This is a genomic window from Vibrio sp. Of7-15 (assembly GCF_022347565.1).
Taxonomy (GTDB): domain Bacteria; phylum Pseudomonadota; class Gammaproteobacteria; order Enterobacterales; family Vibrionaceae; genus NORP241.
In genome coordinates, this window is the sequence record NZ_JAKRGH010000001.1 from 126077 (window position 1) to 146261 (window position 20185).

The following is a 20185-nucleotide window of genomic DNA, read 5'->3' on the forward strand; positions in this document are numbered from 1 at the left end:
AAGGATGAATTCTGTAGAGAGGAAGTGACATGGAAAGTTTATTATGGGCTTGTAACTTAATTGCAGTTGTTTACTTATGCTTCTGGGCAATTAAGGAAGATACAAAAGATAACGCACAAGATAAAAATTACAAGGAAAGTAAATGAGGGATTTACTTTTTATTGTGGTTTTTCCTTTCTTGGTCTTTGCAACCTTGAAGCGACCTTTTATTGGTGTTGCAATGTGGGTATGGGTTGCAATGCACTTTCCAAATGGTTGGATGTATAGCTTCGGTTCGGGAATTAGATATAACTTTATCATAGTTATCGCTACAGTTATTTCATATCTCATACTAAAAAATAAACCAAAAGTGGAGTGGGATTTATTAACTTCTCTAATCTTTATGTTCTTGGTTTGGACTGCAATAACAAGTGCTTTTACAATTTCTTACCCATTTCTCGTTTGGCCTGAATGGATTGAGTTTCTTAAAATAAGCTTGTGCTATTTCTTTGCCATCTTTATTTTAAAATCTAAGCTCCATATCAACACTCTTATTTGGGCTCTTGTTTTTTCTATTGGATTTTATGGCTGTCTTGAAGGGTTAAAGTACATTGTTTCTGGGGGGGCTCACCGAATACATGGATTACCTGGTCATGTTTTAGGAGACCGAAATGAGCTAGCTCTGGCGTTCAATATGGTATTACCATTACTCGTTTATCTTATAGCTGTATCCAAAAATAAGCTTATAAAAACGGGTCTTAAATGTGCCATTGTCTTAGTAGTTATTGCTATATTTGGCACTTTTTCTCGTGGTGGTTTGGTTGCTTTATTTGCTGTCGGTGGTTATTTTTGGTTACAAAGTAATAGAAAAATATTATATGCCATTTTGTTTTTTGTTGGTTTCTCTGCTTCCACGAGTTTTTTACCATCAGAGTGGCACGATCGGATGGATACTATTGAGACGGCACAAGAAGATTCATCTTTTCTTGGGCGGATATTAGCTTGGAAGCAAGCTGTCTTAATGGCTAATGATAACCCAATTACTGGAGGTGGATTTAAAGCTGGTCAAGTTAATATTATATGGTTTAAATATCCAGCAGCAGATAGTTTTAATAATTTAATAGATACATCACATCTATCAGAAATAGGTTTTAAAGCTGCCCATAGTATTTATTTTCAAGTATTAGGAGATCATGGGTATATCGGGTTTTTAATATTCATGGGCATATTAATTACGAGCTTTTTCAAGGCAGGTAGGCTAGTTAAGCGTGCTAAAGAAATGAAGATGGATAGTAGCACGATTCAATTATGCAGTTTATTGAGGGTTTCACTCATTGCATATTGTGCTGGCGGAGCTGGGGTAAGTTTAGCTTACTTTGATGCTTTATATGCGATTTTAGCCATTATCTATGTATTAGATCATCGAATTGTAAAGCAGAAATCTACGGTTACTTCATCTGATGCTGTGGTGGACCAACATGCTTGAGAGAATGCTGAAATCATACGCTGAAAGATGCAGCTCATTTAATGGGTCTCAACGACTAAATGTGCTGACTTATCACCGTGTTTCAGAAAATTTTAGCCCCTTAAGGTCTGGTGACCTTTCACTTGAACGTTTCAAAGAACAATTATTTTGGCTTAAAAAGTACTTTGTAGTTTTACCTTTACCTGAAGCGCTAGATTTAAAAGAAAAAAATAACCTTCCTAAGAGTGCAGTAACAATTACGGTAGATGATGGCTATCAAGATAGCTACAGCTTGATATACCAATCTTTATTAAGCGAAGGATTATCAGCGAGCTTTTTTATTACTACTGATGGGTTACAACGAGGTTTTTTATGGGATGAATTACTCTCAATATCTATTTTAAATGCCCCAACGACACTTGGTTATTTAAACCTAGGCAATCAAAAGTATGATATATCTACTTTTAGAAAAAAAGAATCAGCCTATTACCAGATTAATGAAATAGCAAAATATTTACCATTGGTTAAAAGAGAGTCACTAATATCTGATATTGCGAATCAAGCTGGTCAACCTCACGTAGAGCATGTTTTTTTAAGAGAAAAAGAAATAAAAGAAATGCATAATAATAATATGGTTATTGGAGCTCATACCCATCACCATCCTATTCTTATTCAGGAATCTGATAATATTGCTTTTAATCAAATATCGGAAAGTAAAAATATTTTAGAAAATATTATAGCTAGTGAAGTCGAGTATTTTGCTTACCCTAATGGAAAATACCTAAAAGATTTTGATGAAAATCACGTAGATATGATTAAAAAGCTAGGCTTTAAAGCGGCTTTCTCTACTAATTGGGGCGCATTGTCTGATCTTGAACATGATAGATACAGAATTAATCGATTTACTCCTTGGGATGATTCTGAATTGAAATTTTGCTTCCGGTTAGCATCTAACTACAGGAGAGGTTAGATGTTTTTAAAAAGAAGTTATTTTATATTCTCTGGATTATCTGCTCACTTTGGATTGGCTCTTTTTTTGATCTTATTTGCAAAGCACTTCGATTTGACTGTTAATCAATTAGCTTTTCGTGCTATGGATAAGCTTAATATTGATAACCCTTATGTTGATTATTTTTTAGTCCCAGAATCTGATTTAGGCTTTAACCTGAGTACAGATACTATTCCAGTAATGAAAAAATCTTCTCCTTTATTCCTCCCACAAATCAATGATTTAAGTAATAATAGAATAACCCCTATTAGATTTGATACATCCCAGTTGAAAAAATATCTATTTTGTAAAAAGGCAGACTTACTATGGATGACCAGTTGTTCACTGGTATATAACGACCCAAAGTTTTTACAGCTAGCGAAAGATAGAATACTTAATTTTGGATTGGTTTTGCCTAACTCTAGTGGTCACTATGCTAATGGCTGGCAGTTAGCATTTGCGTATGACGCATTAAAAAATAATATTTCCTTTACTGAAGATGAAAAAAGGAAAGTAAACACGTTACTAAGAAAAGCAATTAAACATTATTTGCTGTTATTGAACAGTGATGATCCGTCACAGTGGCATGGACGAAGTACGTTAGCATCACAAATGTGGTTAGTTGTGATGGCATTAGATCATGCATCCTCAGAAGAGCTTGTTCAAACAGTGCCGCACTTATATGCACTGGTGAATGCCAGCTCAATGACTGAGGCGTGGCCTGAAGGTTATAATTACTGGATTAATTCACGGGCTATTTATGTTGTACTGGCTTTGGCTGCATACCTTAATGGTACTGAGCCTGATATATGGCACCAGAAAATTAAACAGCTACTTGAACGAATAGGTTACTGGCACATTTACGCCACGCGACCCGATATGCGAATTGAACCATTAGGGGATGAAGGACCAAGGCTTGATTTAAAAGACGAGACGAGGAGAGTCATTGATATTATTGCTCAAATAACTCAGAACCCAGTTTTTCATCAATATTCTCAATCGTTAGAAAAGTTGCATGGTCGAGAAAGCTATTTTTCCAATTATCGCTGGGGTTGGCCCTTATTTAATTCTGTTAACTTTATTTCTCTGGCGATAGCAAAAAATCCAGCGGATACGGATTATCTATTGCCTCATTTTGCTACTTTTGGTGAAAAGCATTTTGGTCAAAGTTATATTCGTCAAAGCTGGGATAGTGACAGTACATTTATCAGTTATCGCAGTGGTGACATGTTCACCCACCATGGTCATTATGATAACGGCCATCTATCTTTGTTTAAAGGTGCGCCTTTATTGGTTAATTCGAGTCAGTACGGAAAGTACTCTGGTGATAACCGTTTAAATTATGCTATTCGTTCTGTGGCTAAGAATACCATTTTGGTTCAAAACCCAAATGAGCAAGTAAAAATAGGTTTTAATCGTAATAATGATGTGAATGATGGCGGCCAAAGAGTCACGATGCCGTTGGGAAGTGCAATTTTAAGCCCTAACGATTGGTTTAGTAAGCAGACAAAAAGTCCGGTGCTTGCCGGTGGAGAGATAGTAGCCCGATTTTCAGATGAATCTGTTGTGTACTTAAAGTCGGACTTGACTAGATCATATAACAGCTCTTGGTATGATAATAACGGCGATGGTGGCAAAGTTAGTACTGTGACAAGAGAAATTTTATATCTGCTGTCTCAAGATGTTCTTTTAGTGCAGGATCACATTGTAACAACTAAGCCTGAGTATAAAGTAAAGGTTATTTATCATACGGTCAATAAACCTATTGTTGATGCTGAATCTGTTTTAAAAGGAGATCAAAACAATGGAATCTTAGTGACAGAAGAGGACGTTGTGAAAACAAAAAATGGCACTGGTCGTTTAATTACTGAAATCTTTGGAAAGTATGATGATGTTTACTTAATCGGTGGGGATGACTATAAATTTTATGTAGAAAGTGATGGTGATGATACCACTTTGAATGGGGATAATTTCTCTGGCGGGCTCAGTAAGAAAAAAATAAAGCGAGCGCCTAGCTGGCGTTTTGAGATAAACCTTCCTACAAATAAAAACACTCACAGAATCACTACTGTTCATCGTCCCAGTTTGGAAAAATATCGTATAGATAGAACCCAAGAGCATATATTTACAAATAACCAAAAGCTTAGGCAGTTTGGCTCTCTTGGGGTTATTTTAAGCTCTGATCCTGACATTCAAAATATGGAATGGCCTTCTGGTGTATCTGAGTTATTGGTTTGCAATGCTGAGATAAAAAGTGCATGTCAGTGGCATGACAGGAAAGGTGAGCTATGATTAGACGATGTTTTAAATTGATTGGTAACTATTTTTATCGTGTCGGGGTTTTAGCTCATTATCTGATTTTATTCGTCTTTTTAAGTTCTATATTTATTGGCGGTTATTATTTTGCTCGACATGACCTTCCAGCCGATATTTTCTTTAAACGTGCGGCAGACTCTCTTGCTTCTTCTCAATCTCCTTTATTAAGTTGGTTTTCACGTCCTGCGTTATATATTTCTAATTTTGCAGCCAGTGTAGGCTCAAATAAACACGTTTTTATAGAGATTGCCCCGTCTTCTATCGGAGCGAATAAAGAGCACTCCTTTGTTGCTTCCCCTAAGGTTGTGTCTGATCAGCGCTTAATTGAACACTATCAAATCTTGCAGAGCGAAAGATATACGAGAGAAGTTTATGTCAATACGTCTAAGGAATTATTGGATGCGATAAAAGCGGCACAGCCAGGTGATGATATTGTGATTGAGAAAGGAGATTACTACATTAAGTCTTCTCGGATTTACGTTACTCAATCGGGCAGCCAACAGCGTCCTATTCGTTTACGTGCCGACGCTTATGGTGACGTTTCTCTTGAGTTGCAGACTTTTGAAGGCTTTTTGATTTCAGGTAACTATTGGTCATTCGAAAATCTGAAGATCAACGGGGTATGTCAAAGTCATCAAGCGTGTGAGCATGCTTTTCATATTGCAGGGGCTAAAAATATTATTGTTCGAAATAATGAAATTAAGAACTTTAATTCCATTATTAAAGCAAATGGTTCTGGTTCATTAGAAAAACGCCGTTACCCAGATAATATATTGGTTGAATCGAATACTATTTATAACGAGCAAGGGCGAGAAACGAGTAGTTCGGTTACTTTAATCGATGTCGTTGCGGGTAATGATTGGATTGTAAGACGTAATTTTATTGCAAATAACAGTAAGCAAAAAGGAGACCGTATAAGTTATGCCGCTTTCCTTAAAGGTAATGGCCGTGATGGTTTATTAGAAGAGAATATTGTGAATTGTGAATGGACACTACCTGATGATGAAACAACGAGGGTTGGGTTATCACTAGGGGGCGGTGGCACTGGCGAAACGTTTTGTCGAGGTGGGCGCTGTGATGCTGAGCACCATGATGGGGTAGTGCGGAACAATTTGATCGTCAACTGTAGTAGAGATGTCGGATTATATTTAAACCGAGCGAATAACAGTGTCGTAACTCATAACACCTTATTAAATACATTAGGTATTGATGTTCGCTTTCCTGAAACATCTGCATTTGTCTCCAATAATTTATTAAATGGAAGTCTGAGAAGTCGAAATGGATCGACGCTTAGAGAAGCTGACAACCGTACACAGATTGATGTTAGTGAACTTGAAGATATTCGTACGGTGAACAGTTCTGTACTACTTAATTTATGTGGGCAGCCGCGTGGGAAATTTAGTGCCCAAGGAGCGGCTGATCTTTCGTGTTTTTCTAAAGTAGGGGTAGTAGTAGGAAGCCATGAATAGTAAAAAAAGAATACTAATGGTAGCGCTTGATTTTCCACCTTGTAAAAGTGCAGGTGTGCAAAGAACGTTAAAATTTGCACAATATCTACAAGAGTTTGGTTGGGAACCTATCATATTGACGGTTAATGAAAGCGCGCACGAAGTCACGGATCATAGCCAGAAAGTGCCGCATGGCATTAAACATATTTATCGTAGTTTTTCATTTAATGCGTCCCGTGATTTTTCAATTAAAGGGAAATATTTAGGCATAACAAAAGTACCGGATCGTTGGTGGAGTTGGCGTTTTACGGCGGTGCCTTTAGGGAAAAAACTCATTGATGAACTTTCGCCTGATGTAATTTGGTCTACTTATCCTATCTCAACGGCTCATAATATTGCTCATAAACTCGCTAAGCACAGTGGTTTACCCTGGATCGCTGATTATAGAGATCCGGTTTACACAAGATATGATCCATCAGGGGGAAATTACTCTTTCATTGCTCATCAGATTGAACGGAAAACATTAACTCAAGCTCATGGTGTGGTATTTACAACTCAGCAAGCGTCCATTTTATATCAGTCACTTTATCCTGATCTACCATTAAGAAAGTTTCACGTGATTGAAAATGGGTACGATGAAGGTAACTTCCACCACCTGAATGGTGAAACACGTGGTATAGAGCTTTCTAATGACGATGATAAGAATCAATTTACTCTTTTGCATAGTGGCGCTATTTATCAACGTGGCCGAAATCCGAGTGGTCTTTTTCGTGCGCTGTCGATATTAAAGTCTCAAAATGTGATAAATAAAAGTAATTTTAAATTAGTTTTCAGGGGCGTTTCTTCTGCTGGTGTTTTTGAATCGCAGTTAGCTCCATTGGATATAGAAGATTTAGTGGAATTTTTGCCTCCTGTTAATTATATAGAGTCATTAGATGAAATGATGGCTTCAAATGCGCTACTGATCATTCAAGGAGGATTATTTTGTAATCAAGTACCTGGGAAGTTGTATGAATATATTCGTACTGGTCGACCTATTCTTGCCTATTGTCCTATAGGAAGTGCGACAGGTCAGGCTTTGTCTGGTGTAGAGATGAGTCAGTGCGCTGAAACCCCTGAACAGTTAGCTGAATCCATTGTTGCTTTGATGAAAGAACCTGTTGTACCAAGAAAAAATGTAGAACGCTTTTCTCGTTATGAAAGAACATGCCAATTAGCAAGGGTACTAGATCAAATCACAGATTAATGGATGAAACGTCAGGTTTTATGGCTTTTTCTGCAAATGACGTTTACTAAGATAATTACAGGACATAGTCTATAAGTAAGCCTTAGCTTTTATCGACCTAAGGCTTGCTTCACTTGGCTAATCACATATTCAATCTCTTCTGGAGTCATATCTGGATAAATAGGCAAAGAGAGCGATTTTTTATATACCTCATTTGAAACTGGGTAGTTCTCTGATTGGTAATTAAATTTGTTTTTATAATACGAATGTAAGTGGACAGGAATAAAATGAACACTGCAATTAATCCCATTGTCTTTTAATATGTTGATGATTTTGTCACGATTATCAATTTTGATAACATACAAATGGTAGGAGCTTTCTCTGTCTTCTTTTTGTTCTACTATTTGAATACCTTTCATATTTTTGAAAGCTTCAGTGTATCTATGAGCAATGTGGCTTCTTTTATCCTTTAAATATTGCTGTTTGTTTAATTGTACAATACCTAAAGCTGAGCTTAAGTCGGTTGAATTATATTTACAGCCGTTATCAATGACATCATATTTCCAGCCAGCTTTTCCTTGGTCGCGTTTCCAAACATCTCTATTGATACCATGCAGTCGGTTTGTTGTTATTTTGGCTGCATAGGTTTCATTATTGGTTACTGCCATTCCTCCTTCACCTGTTGCGAGTGTTTTTGTTGCATAAAAACTAAAACAAGTGATGGCTGTTTTTTTTAAATTGCCAATGACGGTTCCTTTATAACTGCTGGGAATAGCATGGGCAGCATCTTCTATAATTTTTAGGTCGTGTTGATTGGCAAGTTCATGTAATTCATCCATGTCACAAGGTTGCCCAGCAAAATGGACCGGAATTATTGCTTTAGTTTTTGGAGTGATTAGTTTAGGTATTTTTTTAACATCGATATTGTGGGTAGATTCTTCTATATCACATAAAACAGGCGTGGCATTAAAATAGGTGATCACTTCTGCTGTCGCAATAAAGGTGTTCGTGGGGATGATCACCTCATCACCTTGCTGTAAATTTACGGCTTTTAACGCAAGGTGCAAAGCGGCAGTAGCACTATTTAGGCTGACTGCATATTGACAGCCAATATAGTGTTTAAAATTTTCTTCAAACTCGGCAGTTTTCGGGCCCATCGTGAGCCAGCCTGAGCGAATGGTGTTACTTACGGCATTTACTTCATCCTCGGTAATGTGTGCTTTATGAAAAGGTATACGCATACTTGGTTCTCTTAATCTTTCGCTGTTAGGCTAATTGGGGTCATAACCTGTCGGGTTGCCTCGGCTCTGCACAGCACTGTTTCAAAAATTTTATTTGGATGGATAAACCTCAGTTTTTTCATTGCTCTGATGGAAAATAGCAACTGCGATGATTTTTAGATAACTACGGGATATAGGCTAGGGTAATACCTTAGATAAATCGGATTATTCACTGATTTCACTGACAACGTATCGGTACTTACCTGACTTTTCAGCCTTAATTTCCTCAAGGTAGTCGATGTGGATCGCGACATCTTGCCCTAGTCTTGCCTTTAGGCCAGTAATAATGGTTTTCTCTGTTTCTGGCGTGTATTCATTGGTGGTAACTAGCTGAATTTGAGTCTCAGTGAGGTTTTTTTGAATGATTTTAAAGTGACTTATTCCACTAAGTTCTCTGATCACGTAGATAAGTGCTAAGCCGTGCATTTTCGTGCCGTCGGCAGCGACAACAAAGTCGGTACTTCTGCCCTCTATTTTTTCAAGGATCGGCAAGCCACGTCCACAAGAACACGGGGAGGTTGATATTGCGCCGATGTCCCCTGTTTTATAGCGGACAAATGGAAAATCACTGGTGGCCAAGTGGGTAACCACAATTTCTCCTTGTTCGCCATCAGGAAGCGGTTTGCCATTGTCGTCAATGATTTCTACGACGATGTCTTCTGCGGAAAGGTGCATTGACCCATCTGGACATTCATGGGCGATAAAGCCAGCATCCCTTCCACCATACCCATTGGCGACAGGGGCATTGAATACCTGTTGGATTAATTCTCTTTGATACGGATATAGCCGCTCGGAGGTAACAAAAATAACTTTTATCCCTAAGTTATTAAGAGGTATTTGATGCTTTTGAGCCGTTTGTGCTAAGAGGTAATAGACCGAAGGGTAACCAAAAAGCATTTTGGGCTTTTCAATTTGAATGGTGTTGAGAAAATCGAGGACTTTTTGCTCGGTAAGATCAAAAGCGGGAAGTAATTGAGTTCTCAGGAGCTTGTCTCGCAGCTCTTTGATTTTATCTTGGGTGGTTAATTCAATGGGAGAGCCCCAAGCTACGATTTCTTTATCGCCAATATCTACACCCCACCAACGTGTTGCTCGCCATTTTTCTGCCACATCATGGCTGATTCTTTCATTGCTTAATAAGAACGTAAGAGGAGTACCGCTAGAGCCGCCTGTGGTGAAAGGGGTTACTTTTCCGGATTGTTGATTTTTTAACTGTTCGAAATGCTTGGTGATCACAGACTTTGTTAAAAAAGGTAGCCTAGCGAGATCTTGTTTTGTGGTGATATCTGAAAACGTTAAACCGTTATCAGCGAGTAGTTGTTTGTAGTAAGGAACGGTGTAAGAAATGTGCTGAATAAATCGCGCGAGCCGTTTATTTTGTAGCTCTTGAATTTTTTCCGAGCTAAGCCATTGGCTTTTTTCTAGTTGGGCTCTTATCTCTACACTATCATGGCCTTTAAGGCGCTCATGAAGCGGAAAAATCCCATGAACGACGGTCTTTGTATACAAAGCATCAAGCATTCTCTTGCCCTCCATGGCATTGAGCTAAATGATAGTTATGTTGCAATTTTTGCCAGACATTTGACCAATAAAATTGACTGATGGTCTTTTGTCCCTCATTAATAAGATTAGTACGTAACGTTGTGTTTTCCATGAGGTTGAGCATATGATCTTTCATGGCTTGATGATCACGAGGGGAGACTAATAAGGCATCTTTTTCGTGAGTAATGAGCTTTGGAATACCGCCAACGTCTGTGGAAACTACAGGGGTGCCACACGCAAGAGATTCAATGATGGAATTCGGGGTGTTGTCGACAATACTGGAGTTCAACATGATGGAGGCCGAGTGATATAGCTGAGCGACTTCAGTGGGGCTAAGCCTACCAGTAAAGGTGACGTTATTGACTTCAAGCTCTTTTATTAATGTTTGCAGGTTTTCTTTTTCTGGCCCTGTACCTGCAATGGACAATGTTGCGTTGGGAAAGTGCTGCTGAAATGCGGCAAACGCTCTGATGGAGGTTGCAACATCATAGATGAGCTCCAGGTTGCGAGTCACCACAATATGAGGAGATTCAGAGGAAGATTGCGATTGGGCTGGTGCTTTAAATAAGGTTTCATCTAAAACATTGGGCACGATATGCGATGCCTTGCCATATTCTTCGAAAATCTCGGCTAAAAATGGGGAAGGTACTGTGATCCTTTGGGCCCTATTTAAGGTGAGCTTAACCCAGGGCCATGAGGTTTTAAAAAAGTCTCGGGCATACCCACCTCGGTAATTTACGATCACTGGCACTTTACACCAGTTAGCAATTAAAATGGCGGGGGCAACAAACAAATGCCAAGACCAGCCAGAGTTCGCCATAATATGGATTACATCGGCTCTTTTACTGTGTTTATAGAGTTTGAATAAATATGGGAAGAAACGAAATAGTGCACGAAGGCCTTTTATTTCGCCAATAAACTGAGGCCGATAAGGCGCATTGGTTTGTACGACATCCACCAACACACCTTCACTACGAAGTAATTGTGCTAATTTTCGAGTTTGGTTGGCCATGCCTCCGGCTGGTGGTGGCAGAGGCCCCACGATCATAATTCGTTGAATGCTCATTAACTTTTTACCAATGAAGAGTAAAGAGGAAGGTAGTTCGAGACACTGTTATTCCAGTTTCTCACCTGTTCAACAAAGGTTCTGCCATTGTCCAGCACTTGTTCCCAGGTTTGTTTGTGTTCAAATAACTCGGTAGCGGTATTGGCTAAAGAGGCAGGATCATCAGCGGCAAATAAGAAGCCGTTTTGCCCATGGGTGATCAGTTCTTTATGGCCTCCAACATCAGAAGCAAGTACCAATTTTTTTTGTGCCATGGCCTCTAATGGTTTGAGCGGGGTAACAAGATCGGTTAAGCGCATGGACTTTCTTGGGTAAATGAGTAAGTCCACCAAGCTGTAATAACGGTGAATCTCTTTATGCGGTACTCTTCCTGTAAACAAAACATGTTGCTCAAGGCCGAGTTGTTTGACTTGTTGGTGAAGCTGAGATTCTTGTGGCCCGCCACCAACAAGTAATAAACGGATATTTTTATTTTGCTTGAGCATCATTGGCATGGCATCAAGCAATTGATCTAGCCCTTCGTAACCATAAAAGGATCCCAAAAATCCCAACACATCTTTATTGGTCAGCCCAAGCTGTTCCGTGAGTTGCAGGTCTTTATGTGGGCTTATTTGGAAGTGTTGTAAGTTAACGGCGTTTGGAATAACAGTGAATTTATCTTCATCAAAGCCACGTTGCACTAGGTCATTACGTAAGCCTTCACAAATTGTCGTTACGGCATGCGCATGTTTGACAACGTAATTTTCTAAGGTTTTGGTTAAGCGATAACGTAAGCTGTTTTCTTTGCAGGTGCCATGATCGACCGCAGCATCTTCCCAAAATGCTCTAATTTCATACACGAATGGGATCCCTGTTTTTTTTGATGCCTTGAGGGCCGCTAATCCATTTAAAGCAGGGGAGTGCGCATGAATAATATCGGGCTTATGTTCATTAATGGCATCCAGTATGCGCAGGTACATAGGCTGGATTAAGGCGATTTGATTCCATACGGGAATACGTGAAGTCAGTCCGCTAGGTTCAGGCGTACGATAAAAAGTGAGACCATCAATGGTTTCAATTGGTGTATTAAAGACACCTTGCTTTGGGCTGGTGACGTGAACGGTCTCAATGCCCAGTTGCCGTTGCTGGTTTAAAATAGAACGGGTTCGAAATGTATAGCCACTGTGTAATGGGATAGAGTGATCCAGTACGTGGAGTATTTTCATATTTATCACCTCTAGGCCGCATTTTTTAGTGTTAATACTTGTTGTCGGTAAAAGCTTTCAAACATGAGCAAGGTCCACAATGCGGTGGAGTGATCACGTATGCCTGATTGGTGTTCGTCTAACCATAATTGAATGGTTTCAGGTTTAAATAGTCCACTATTGGTAAGCTCTATACTGAGTAATCTTTGTCGAACTGTTTCTTTGAGTGGACCTCGGAACCATTCTGCAAGAGGAACACGGAAGCCCATTTTTTGTCGGTAAAGAATATCGTGAGGTAAATAGGGCTCAAGTGCCTTTTTAAGGATATATTTTCCTTCCCCTTGTTTTAATTTAAGCTCACTTGGAATGGTAGCGCTCCATTCCACAAATTTATGATCAAGAAAAGGGACTCGTACTTCTAAGCTGTTGGCCATACTGGCTCTGTCTACTTTAGTAAGAATATCGCCGACTAAGTAGGTCTTTAAATCAATGTATTGAAGTAGTTGAAGTGAATCTGTGCCATCAAAGTTTTTTTCATGCTCTGTAAACACTTGAACAGCGTTATAACCGCCTAAACGTTGTTTTAACTTATCTGAAAAAAGGGCATTGCGTTGTTCATCTTTGAGTAGGGAGATACCTCTGAAATACCCTTCAACGGTACTTAAGGCCAAAGACTGAAAAGTTGATTTAGCCCGTAAGAACTGGGGGGCCATATCCAGTTTAGGGTATAACTCGCCCAGTGGCTTGAACACAGTGGATCGAATACGCTTTGGAATCTTTTGCCTAATTTTTTCTTCATTCATGAATAAACGATAGCGGCGGTAGCCTGCTAATAGTTCATCTGCGCCGTCACCAGATAAGCATACCGTGACATGTTTACGGGCTAATTCACACACTCGGTATGTAGGCATGGCAGAGCTGTCGGCATAAGGCTCATCATAGAGGTTTGCGAGGTTTTCTACCATATCGATGTCTTGGCTAGAGACTTGTTCAATGTGGTGGGTGGTTTGATATCGATCCACAACCTGTTGTGCAAACTTGGTTTCATTGTAATTTTCGACGTCAAACCCGATGGAACAGGTAATGGTTTTTGATGAAGACAGTTTATCCATATGAGCGACAACACCACTGGAATCAACCCCGCCTGATAAAAATGAACCTAAAGGCACTTCTGAAACAAGATGACTGCTGGTGGCTTTTTTAAATTGCTCGTTGAGCTGCTCGATTGCCTCTTGTTCTGTGATGGATTGAGTGTGTGCGTAGCTTACATCCCAATAGCATTTTATGCTTGGTTTCAGTTCGTTTTGTGTGAGCGTTAATGTGTGCGCGGGAGGCAGTTTATGTATATTTTCATAGATGGTGTCTGGCTCGGCGGTGTAACCTAGTGCGAAATATTGTTCGATGGCACGATCGGACAGCGTTTTAGGCACATCGGGAATCAGTACTAGGCTTTTTAGTTCAGAACTAAAGTGCAGCTTGCCATTATTCACGGTGTAATAAAGAGGCTTAATACCAAGGCGATCGCGTGCTAAAAACAATTGCTTGCGAACCGTATCCCAAATAGCAAAGGTGAACATGCCTCTTAGCTTTGTAACGCACTCTTCTTGCCACTCCATATAGGCATGCAATATAACTTCTGTGTCGGAATCGGTGGTAAATTGATGCCCCAGTTCGATCAAAGATTGTCGCAGTTCGACGTAGTTATATATCTCGCCATTAAAGATCAAAACAACGCTGTTATCTGGGCTGAGCATTGGCTGCTGGCCTGAGCTGATATCAATGATCGACAATCGACGATGGCCAAAGCCAACAGGGCCATTTATGTATTCGCCATTCTCATCGGGGCCGCGATGATATTGAGCCAAATTCATTTGTGCGATGAGCTGTGGGTCAACCGCTTGAGAAGAAGAAAAATGAAAACTACCAACAATTCCACACATCAGGAAGCACTCCGCCTTGAGTAAAGTTGATCATATGCTTGCAACATTCCTTGTTCGCTGAAGGAGTTCAGGATCGTTTTACGAGCTTGTTCTCCATGACGATGCAAGCGTTCATCATTATTAATATAGTCTAGCCAAGCATTTGCTAATGCGGCTGGTGATTTGGGCGCGATTAATACGCCCTCTTGGTTTGGGTTCACCACTTCTGGTATTCCGCCCACTTTTGTGACGACGACAGGTAAGCCACAACTCATGGCTTCAAGTAGTGTCATTGGGATCCCTTCCGCCAGTGAAGAGAGGGTAAAGAGTGAAAAAGAGTGGTAATAGCTGAGCACTTCACTTTGATTGCCGTGGAAGTGAATACGGTCACTGATATTTTTTTCTTTTGCGTAGCTTTGTAATTGTTCTTGTAGCGGACCACCACCGACTAAATGGAGCGTAATGTCATCATCAACCTGCTGAGTGAGTAAATAGAAAGCTTCTAGCATGGTTTGCTGATCTTTAATTTGAGCCAGCCTTGCCACTGTTCCAATTGAAAATGTGGAGGGAGATGAGGCTACGTGCTCTTTAGCTTTGGGACTAAATTTATGAGTATCAATCCCATTGTAGATGAGAGCGGCTTTTTTGGCGGAAATGTTCACGTCATGAGTCAGCCAGCGATACAGGTCATCTGAGATACAGATGAATTTATTAATAAAAGGGGACAGGATTCTTCTAAGCCACTGATACTTTTTATTCTTTCCTTCTGGATCAAAAATGTCACGGCCATGGTCTGCATGCATACGAAAAGGCACGCCTGCTAAAAAAGCCCAAAATTGATATTCAATGGTTGAGGTATTGTAAGAGTGAACCACATCAGGTTGCAGCGTCTTGAGTGCTTTCCACATGGTACGATGGAAGGAAAGTGGATTGCCCGGTGGTTTATGTAAACAGGTGAATTGAGCGTTGTTAGGCAGTAGAGGAGCTAATTCTCCGCTGCCTGTTAGAGCCACAACGGTATGGCGATACTTGTTTTTATCTAGCCCATTAACACAATTGAGTACGACATGCTCAAGCCCCCCAGTGTCAAAACTATACACAAGATGGCAAATATGAATGGGGCGCGCGTTAGAAGTACAGTTACTCATACATTTCCCCATTAAATGAAAATACGGTTGTGGTCGCTTGGTCGAGGGCAACTTGCGCTAACTCTATGTCTGAATCGTCAATTAAGGTAGAAAGCGCAATAAAAGTGCCTGAAGTCGGTTTACCTTGCAGTTTCAGCCAAACCTGATGGAGTTTTATATTAATGGGGCTTGCTGAAACAGTGTCATCCACTTGATACCAATAACGAAGCAACCGTTTTGTTCCCGTTATGGACGTAATGATGGACTGCTCCATTTGATAATTAACACCATTAATCGTTTGAATGTAAGGCGACTTTTGGATGAGAGACCAAGAATCGATATCAAAATTTCGGTGGGTTGAATTAATCAATTCACCTTTATCGGTGCTTTCTTGGTAGTACGCAAAGTAAGATTCAACAGGGTACGTATTACTTAATTGAGTAAAACCAAGGTAAGTCGAATCAGAATGTTGGAATAGGGGTTCCCACGTGTTGTTCTCTTGAGTGGTGAAGTAGTTATTGATGGTTTGTATATTGAGCTTTTTGGCTTGTGTTGAAGGTGTATTTATATAGCCCACATAACCAATTAATAGGGCAGACAGGCTTAACATGGTCATAAAGCTGAATGTGCTACTACGAGCAAGTGTTGCTGCGGCTGTTGTTTCAATCTTGGGCTCTTTGGTAATGGGATCGCTCCAGCGGCTGCCAATCCAGAAAAGCAGTAATAAGATGAACGCGAAGAAGAACCAGCCATACACTAAATGATCAAAGCCAGTGGCGTGTTCCATATCGGTGAGATAACCAATGATAATCATCATATAAGCTCTTAAACCATTAGCTAAAATGGGTAAGAGAATCGATAGGATGATGAATAGAATACGTTTCCAAAGGTGCGTATAGCTTAAATAGGCAAACAAAGTACCAGATGCAATGGCTGCGATGAGGAAGCGAACTCCAGAGCAAGCCTCTGCGACTAAAAAATAACCATTAGGGATGGTGATATAAAGTCCATCTCGGAATACTGGAACTTGTGAAAGGGAGAGGAAATACACACTTAGATCCGCAGTAATGTTTTGTAGTTGTGGGACTAACTCTTCTCCTACCGGTAAGGCAAATAAGCTATAAGCCAAAGGAAATAAGATGACTTTGATGTAAGCGCTGCCTAACACAGCCCAAAGGGAGGCAGGTAGCCATAAAATAGCGGCGAGCAATTGAAAGACCAAAATGTCACCGGCGCTACCCACCACATAAATTAAGATGATAGGGATTAATGCCAATAGCCCTACAGGTGAATAATGAACAGCAGTTTGATGCAAGCTGGCACGTTTTAACCAGCAGAGGTACGCAACAATAGGGTAGATGAAAAAACCATGAGTAAAGGTGTTGGAGCGAGCCCAAGCCATGGTTAATTCATATAAAGTATTATGAAATACACCTATCCATAGGAGCAGCGTAGCCAGAATAAGAGCATTTCTTTGTGCGGTTTTTACATCCATATATCGCTCATCCATTTACACTTTCATGTCTTACATTCATGCGGTTTTGGGAATGTTTATAAATATTGGCCAAACAACTTTAGGCTTTGCCCCCAACTGTAGTGGTTTATTACCCACTGCCGATTTTGCTCAGCTGTAGGTAATTGATTAATTAAGTTGATAATCGTTCGACTAAATTCATTTGCGGAGTTATGAATGTGAACTAACTCTTTTCCTGAATCGGCTAACCCTTCAAAGGCTTGTGAGGTGGCGACAACTTGGCACCCCATGGACATGGCTTCTAATATTTTATTTTGAATGCCTCTAGCAATCTGCAGGGGAGCGACAGCTAAGCAAGCATTTTTAAGATAAGGGCGCATGTCTTCAACACGTCCAGTTACGATGATGTTGTTATGGCCATTGAGTTTTTGTAGGGAAGCTGGTGGATTCGAACCCACAATATAGAAATAACTGTCTGAGTGATGTTCTAATATATCTGGCCAGCATTGTTCAATAAACCATTCTACAGCATTGATATTTGCCCAATAATCCATGGCACCTGTAAAGATAATGGCTTTCGGATGAAGTGGGATATCTTCTTCTAAGGCGCACTCTTCGTTAGGGTCGAAAAAGTCGCTGTCGATACCGTTATTGATTCCGATTACTCGGCATTTGTCATCATTAATGAATTGCTTGAATAACCCTGCTTCTTTATCTGAAACGAAAACACTGGCATCAAAGGCTTTAGCTATACTTTTTTCATACCCGCCTAATGTTCGGCTTTCACGGGTGTAGAGCCATTTCATTGGGCCTGTTTTTTTTTGAGCGTATTGGAGCCACTTATCTGAGTCCATATCCACGAAATCGATGACTTTCTGTAAGTCACTAAACTGTGGCTGTTCAACAAATTGTGCCATTGAAGAAGAGAAAATGAGGCATTTACTGATGTTGTTATCATCGATGGTTTTGTTTACCCACTGCTGCATGTCGGAATTACTGTAATATGGCACAGTAATAGGTAAGTTGCTGAGTAACGCTTTGGTCAACCCTTTTACTTTTGAATAGGTTGGGTTCAAGCTGATGGCTTTAACTTCTTTGCAGTAAGGCATCAATTCCGATTGGTATTGGTGGTCGTTAGGATCATCAATGAAGCAGCCTAAATACACATCAAACTCTTGACTGAGGTACTTAAGAATATTGAATGAGCGGATCTTATCCCCTTTATTGGGTGGAAAAGGAATTCGATGGCATAAGTATAAAAGTGGTGTTTTCATAAGCTAGCCTAAGTATTTAGAAAGATAAGGGCCGATGATTTTACTGAGCCAAAGGGGCATTTTTTGCCAAGCAGAAATCACTAACTTATATTTCGGGTTATTAGGCGATAGATTCGGAGGAGAATCCGCTTCTATAAGAGCAATACGGTAATGAAGCTCATTTTCTTGCATGCCCCAATTTTTTTTAAAGGCATAAGCACCAGAGTCTATTTTACTTCGGCCAAAATCAAAGGTAGTGAAGCCTTTTTCTCTGGCGTAGCACATGAGCTTATAGTACATAAAGTCACTGCTTTTCAGCCCTCTAGCACTAGGGGTTCCGCCGCCATAGTAAGGCAATACTGTATCGCGATAATAAAAGCTCATCACAGAAGATACGGGCTGTTTTTTATCGTCATAGACAATTAGTGTGTCGCACTTATCACCAAAGACCTCTTTTAATTTTCGAAATAGTCGTCTATCAAATACCGGAGTACCTAAGTTACGAACGCTTTCAGCGTAGATGTCGTAGCAGGCATCTACGTTGTCTTTATGATCGGCTGATAAGTTATTTTTAAGGGAATGTCGTATTACTGCCCGTTGTTTTCGTTTGACGCTGGTCAGTATGGTGTCAGGTGTATCCGCAATGTCACAACTAAATGTGGCGTGGTGACAGTGTTTAATCCACGGTTCAGTTAATGTAGAAGGAGATCGGTCACGCAGTTCAATGTAATCAACCCTCAAGTTTTTCCCGATAGTGATGGCTTCATTTTCTAGCTGGCGCTGAATAAAGTCGGAGTCAGCAAGGGTTCCTCCAAAAACACAAAAGGGAATAGATACGAGAGCATGGCCGAAAAGCAGACTTTTTTGTTCTACAAGGGGGAGTACACCCACAACACAGTCATTTTGGTAAGCAACAAGATAATAAGGAGTGTGATTAAACACCTCTTTGGCGATTTGGTGCCAGCCTGACAGGTGAAAAAAGGTACCTTCAGGGTGCTTGTCTACATAAGCATCCCACTCTTTATAGCGGCCAGGTTTTAGATCACTAATGGTAAAATGGGTATTCATTTTTAATGTCATAGTGTTAATCCAACTTATAAACTTGACGCATTGTTCCCCACTGAAAATCAGTCAGTAACTTTTTAAGGCGTCCTTCCATCAATTTGAGATTAAGATAGTGACGTAGCTGCGACTTAAGCGGTACACCACTAACTTTTGGCTGGAGGTGGTCAATTTCCCATGGGTGGAAATAAAAACTATAAGGTTGACCTGTTTCAGTCATAAATTGACGGATTAACAGTCGGCTTAACCAATATGGATATAAACGGAAGAAACCACCACCACCGATTGGAATACTTTTCCCACCAAACTGGCTGGTAGGAATGGGAAGTTCAATAATCCCTTCGGGGCGAGTGTGTTTAAACCGTGGCCATGTTGGAGCACCATAGTGATCGTGTTTGACTGGGTAAGTACTGCTGCTGTAGCGAAAACCAAGTTCATAAAGAACATCGAAAGCCCATTCATTGCTGGTATCAATTGAAAAGCTAGGCGCACGATAGCCTTTAATTTCTTGCCCTGTGAGATCTTCGATAAACGCTTTACTGCGATAGACATCATTTTTAAATTCTTGACGTGACTGCGTATTGGCTTTTTGATGGGCATAGCCGTGACTGGCAATTTCATGGCCTTCATTTGCAATTCGCTGAACAAGACTTGGGTATGCTTCTGCAACCCAACCAAGAATAAAGAAAGTGGCTTTCGCATTATGTTCAGAAAAAATCTCTAATGCCCGAGTAGTGCTTTCTTCTACCCGGACAGGGTAGGTTTTTCCCCAATCATCAAAATCGATTTTTGATGAAAATGCGGCGACTTGAAAGTAATCTTCAACGTCCATTGTTAGTGCATTCACTGTTAATCCT

The 20185-nt window shown here is 40.1% G+C and carries 15 protein-coding genes; 5 read left to right on the forward strand and 10 right to left on the reverse strand.

The annotated features are described in order from the left end of the window. Window positions 1-142: 142 nt before the first annotated feature. The 5 genes from MHO82_RS00520 to MHO82_RS00540 are packed head-to-tail and all read left to right on the forward strand — an operon-like array spanning window position 143 to window position 7442. On the forward strand, window positions 143-1465 hold the full coding sequence (locus MHO82_RS00520) for a putative O-glycosylation ligase, exosortase A system-associated (protein ID WP_239181893.1): 1323 nt from the start codon (window positions 143-145) through the stop codon (window positions 1463-1465). Then, entirely contained in the window at window positions 1458-2414 is a 957-nt protein-coding gene (locus tag MHO82_RS00525; RefSeq protein WP_239181894.1) for a polysaccharide deacetylase family protein, read from the forward strand. The genes MHO82_RS00520 and MHO82_RS00525 overlap by 8 nt, the downstream gene beginning before the upstream one ends. Beyond that, window positions 2415-4724 (forward strand): heparinase II/III-family protein, encoded by a 2310-nt coding sequence (locus MHO82_RS00530; protein ID WP_239181895.1) that lies wholly within the window; start codon window positions 2415-2417, stop codon window positions 4722-4724. It abuts the gene before it with no gap. Beyond that, window positions 4721-6217, forward strand: a complete 1497-nt coding sequence (locus MHO82_RS00535) for a chondroitinase-B domain-containing protein (protein ID WP_239181896.1) — start codon at window positions 4721-4723, stop codon at window positions 6215-6217. Before MHO82_RS00530 ends, MHO82_RS00535 begins: the two co-directional genes overlap by 4 nt. Continuing rightward, window positions 6210-7442, forward strand: a complete 1233-nt coding sequence (locus MHO82_RS00540; RefSeq protein ID WP_239181897.1) for a glycosyltransferase — start codon at window positions 6210-6212, stop codon at window positions 7440-7442. The genes MHO82_RS00535 and MHO82_RS00540 overlap by 8 nt, the downstream gene beginning before the upstream one ends. An 89-nt stretch (window positions 7443-7531) precedes the next feature. On the opposite strand, the gene MHO82_RS00545 is transcribed toward MHO82_RS00540, so the two are convergent. The 10 genes from MHO82_RS00545 to MHO82_RS00590 all read right to left on the reverse strand — a co-directional run bounded on the left by MHO82_RS00545 (window position 7532) and on the right by MHO82_RS00590 (window position 20175). Next, a complete protein-coding gene (locus MHO82_RS00545) occupies window positions 7532-8662 on the reverse strand; it encodes a DegT/DnrJ/EryC1/StrS family aminotransferase (protein ID WP_239181898.1) in 1131 nt (376 codons plus the stop codon). 204 nt (window positions 8663-8866) lie between these two features. Then, window positions 8867-10222, reverse strand: a complete 1356-nt coding sequence (locus tag MHO82_RS00550) for an AMP-binding protein (RefSeq protein ID WP_239181899.1) — start codon at window positions 10220-10222, stop codon at window positions 8867-8869. Then, complete coding sequence (locus MHO82_RS00555; protein WP_239181900.1) at window positions 10215-11309, reverse strand: glycosyltransferase family 4 protein; 1095 nt, start codon at window positions 11307-11309, stop codon at window positions 10215-10217. The genes MHO82_RS00550 and MHO82_RS00555 overlap by 8 nt, the downstream gene beginning before the upstream one ends. After that, window positions 11309-12514, reverse strand: a complete 1206-nt coding sequence (locus tag MHO82_RS00560; protein ID WP_239181901.1) for a TIGR04063 family PEP-CTERM/XrtA system glycosyltransferase — start codon at window positions 12512-12514, stop codon at window positions 11309-11311. The genes MHO82_RS00555 and MHO82_RS00560 overlap by 1 nt, the downstream gene beginning before the upstream one ends. 11 nt (window positions 12515-12525) lie before the next feature. Continuing rightward, window positions 12526-14433 carry an XrtA/PEP-CTERM system amidotransferase gene (locus tag MHO82_RS00565; RefSeq protein ID WP_239181902.1) on the reverse strand — a complete coding sequence of 636 codons (1908 nt, stop codon included), beginning with the start codon at window positions 14431-14433 and terminating at the stop codon, window positions 12526-12528. After that, the gene (locus tag MHO82_RS00570) at window positions 14433-15560 is read right to left on the reverse strand and encodes a glycosyltransferase (RefSeq protein ID WP_239181903.1); all 1128 of its coding nucleotides are present in this window, start codon (window positions 15558-15560) and stop codon (window positions 14433-14435) included. The genes MHO82_RS00565 and MHO82_RS00570 overlap by 1 nt, the downstream gene beginning before the upstream one ends. Then, window positions 15553-17034, reverse strand: a complete 1482-nt coding sequence (gene xrtA / locus MHO82_RS00575) for an exosortase A (RefSeq protein ID WP_239181904.1) — start codon at window positions 17032-17034, stop codon at window positions 15553-15555. The genes MHO82_RS00570 and xrtA overlap by 8 nt, the downstream gene beginning before the upstream one ends. Before the next feature lie 56 nt (window positions 17035-17090). After that, on the reverse strand, window positions 17091-18287 hold the full coding sequence (locus tag MHO82_RS00580) for a TIGR03087 family PEP-CTERM/XrtA system glycosyltransferase (protein WP_239181905.1): 1197 nt from the start codon (window positions 18285-18287) through the stop codon (window positions 17091-17093). Between the two features lie 3 nt (window positions 18288-18290). Continuing rightward, window positions 18291-19346, reverse strand: coding sequence for a FemAB family XrtA/PEP-CTERM system-associated protein (locus MHO82_RS00585; protein WP_239181906.1), 1056 nt, complete (start codon window positions 19344-19346; stop codon window positions 18291-18293). A gap of 4 nt (window positions 19347-19350) precedes the next feature. Continuing rightward, a complete protein-coding gene (locus MHO82_RS00590) occupies window positions 19351-20175 on the reverse strand; it encodes an XrtA system polysaccharide deacetylase (RefSeq protein WP_239181907.1) in 825 nt (274 codons plus the stop codon). Window positions 20176-20185: the final 10 nt, after the last annotated feature.

Bases quoted from the DNA above. Each gene is read 5' to 3' on its own strand.
- MHO82_RS00520 (WP_239181893.1), top strand. From the start codon at position 143: ATGAGGGATTTACTTTTTATTGTGGTTTTTCCTTTCTTGGTCTTTGCA.
- MHO82_RS00525 (WP_239181894.1), top strand. From the start codon at position 1,458: ATGCTTGAGAGAATGCTGAAATCATACGCTGAAAGATGCAGCTCATTT.
- MHO82_RS00530 (WP_239181895.1), top strand. From the start codon at position 2,415: ATGTTTTTAAAAAGAAGTTATTTTATATTCTCTGGATTATCTGCTCAC.
- MHO82_RS00535 (WP_239181896.1), top strand. From the start codon at position 4,721: ATGATTAGACGATGTTTTAAATTGATTGGTAACTATTTTTATCGTGTC.
- MHO82_RS00540 (WP_239181897.1), top strand. From the start codon at position 6,210: ATGAATAGTAAAAAAAGAATACTAATGGTAGCGCTTGATTTTCCACCT.
- MHO82_RS00545 (WP_239181898.1), bottom strand. From the start codon at position 8,662: ATGCGTATACCTTTTCATAAAGCACACATTACCGAGGATGAAGTAAAT.
- MHO82_RS00550 (WP_239181899.1), bottom strand. From the start codon at position 10,222: ATGCTTGATGCTTTGTATACAAAGACCGTCGTTCATGGGATTTTTCCG.
- MHO82_RS00555 (WP_239181900.1), bottom strand. From the start codon at position 11,309: ATGAGCATTCAACGAATTATGATCGTGGGGCCTCTGCCACCACCAGCC.
- MHO82_RS00560 (WP_239181901.1), bottom strand. From the start codon at position 12,514: ATGAAAATACTCCACGTACTGGATCACTCTATCCCATTACACAGTGGC.
- MHO82_RS00565 (WP_239181902.1), bottom strand. From the start codon at position 14,433: ATGTGTGGAATTGTTGGTAGTTTTCATTTTTCTTCTTCTCAAGCGGTT.
- MHO82_RS00570 (WP_239181903.1), bottom strand. From the start codon at position 15,560: ATGAGTAACTGTACTTCTAACGCGCGCCCCATTCATATTTGCCATCTT.
- xrtA (WP_239181904.1), bottom strand. From the start codon at position 17,034: ATGGATGTAAAAACCGCACAAAGAAATGCTCTTATTCTGGCTACGCTG.
- MHO82_RS00580 (WP_239181905.1), bottom strand. From the start codon at position 18,287: ATGAAAACACCACTTTTATACTTATGCCATCGAATTCCTTTTCCACCC.
- MHO82_RS00585 (WP_239181906.1), bottom strand. From the start codon at position 19,346: ATGACATTAAAAATGAATACCCATTTTACCATTAGTGATCTAAAACCT.